2 protein-coding genes and 1 pseudogene are annotated in these 1673 nt (G+C 74.5%); 1 reads left to right on the top strand and 2 read right to left on the bottom strand.

Annotated features, from left to right (window positions below):
• A pseudogene (locus MR1_RS20345) lies at positions 1-209 on the top strand (glutaminase); the annotation flags it as partial.
• 45 nt (positions 210-254) lie between these two features.
• Here MR1_RS20345 and MR1_RS19070 read toward each other — a convergent pair.
• Both MR1_RS19070 and MR1_RS19065 read right to left on the bottom strand, forming a co-directional pair.
• Positions 255-983, bottom strand: coding sequence for a glutamine amidotransferase-related protein (locus MR1_RS19070; protein ID WP_067250869.1), 729 nt, complete (start codon positions 981-983; stop codon positions 255-257).
• A 56-nt stretch (positions 984-1039) separates the two neighbouring features.
• A partial coding sequence (locus MR1_RS19065) for a LysR substrate-binding domain-containing protein (protein ID WP_255218205.1) occupies positions 1040-1673 on the bottom strand: 634 nt, incomplete at its 5' end.

Below are 1673 nucleotides of genomic sequence, written 5' to 3'. Positions count from 1 at the left end.
CCCAGGCGGTGCGCGGCGGGTTCGCGCCCGGTGAGGTCGTGCACGTGGGCTGGACGGCGATCGACGTCTCCGCGGTGGAGGCGGGCGGATCCTCCGGCCCCCTGGCGATGCGGGACGGCGTGCCCTCGGTGCGATGGTCCGCCGCGGGCGGATACATGCCGCTGGCCGCCTACCTGGACGAGCGGATCGCCCTGCTCCTGGGCGGGTAGCGCCGGGACCGGGTGCCCCGATGTCGGCCTCCGGACCGGCGGCGCTCAGCGACCGAGCGCGATATCGGCGAACCGGCCGAGGATCCGGGCGGGCTCGGTCACCGCGGAACGGAGCACCGCCTCCTGGACGGTGTCGAAGGCTGCCGGATCGAAGTAGCCGGTCGTCCGGTAGAACGTCATCCGGTCCGCGAAGTCCCGCGGCGACGGCTCCGGATGGAACTGCGTCGCCCAGAGGCGGTCGCCCACGCGGTACGCCTGGACGGGGCAGGCGTCGTTCGCGGCGAGCAGGACGGCGCCGGGCGGAGCCTCGCGCGAGCCCTCCTTGTGGGCGGTGAAGGCGGTGAACGCCGGGGCGGACGGTCCGAACAGCGGATCGGCGGCGGCCGCGGGCGTCGTTCGCACCTCCGCGGCGCTGGCCTCCTCCGGGTGGTCGGTCGTGACCGTCCCCCCGAGCAGGCGCGTCACGACGCCGATACCGAAGCACGTGAAGAAGGCAGGCGGACCGCCGTCGATCGCGCGCTGCGCGATCCGCTCCAGGTCCGCCTCCAGCCGGCGCTGAGTGTCGGACTTGGCGGCGTCGGTCGCGTTGAACGGGGAGCCGCCGATCACGAATCCGGCGTACCGCTCGCCGGCGTCGTCGGGGAGCGGGGTGGTCACGAGGTCGATGCGGTCCAGCTCGTCGGGACGGACGCCGAGAGCGACGCGGAAGGATGCGCGCTCCGCCGTCGCCGCGTCCAGCTCGGGGCGGACGCCCACATAGAGGAGCGAGGCCACCCCGAGATTCTAGGCGAGCGACGCCGTCCCGCTGAATCCGTGCGCCCCAGGGGGACTCAGCGGGAGGAGTTCTCCGTGCGGCCGCGGACGATGCCGACGAAGGTCTCGACGTCCGGCGTCGTCGCATCCTGCCTCCACGCCAGGAGCACCGGGGCGACGGGGCCGTCGACGAGGACGCGGTGGTCGACGTCCTTGCGGTGATGGAGCCGGGCCAGGGACATCGGCATGACGGCGATGCCGACGCCCGCGGCGACCGTCGCGACGGCGTCCGCCACGGTGTCCAGCGGACCGGATGCCGCATCGGCCGTGGGCAGGTCCAGAGGGCCGAGCACGTCCTCGCGGGTGGTGAGCAGCACCTCGCCGCGCAGGTCGTCCGCCGTGAGCTCGTCCGCCGCGAGCAGGTGCGAGTCTGCGGAGGCGACCACGACGGGCAGCTCCTCGTACAGCGGGATGGCGTGCAGACCGGTGCGCTCGAGCGGCTCGCGGACCAGGGCGATGTCCACCCGTCCGCTCAGGACGGCATCGCGTTGTGCGGCGACGGGGACCTCGACGAGCTCGAGCGCCACGTGCGGCATGCGGCGCTTCCACGTGTCGATCCATCGCCCCGGCATCGCCCCGGGAACGGCGCCGAGCCGAAAGGTGCGCGGCTGCTCGGGCGGGGCCGGGCGCGCGGCGCGGGACGGGGCGGCC

It is taken from the genome of Microbacterium resistens NBRC 103078 (assembly GCF_001552355.1).
Classification (GTDB): Bacteria; Actinomycetota; Actinomycetes; order Actinomycetales; family Microbacteriaceae; genus Microbacterium; species Microbacterium resistens.
Note: the sequence above shows the minus strand (reverse complement) of the source record. Positions and strands in the feature narration are given on the sequence as shown.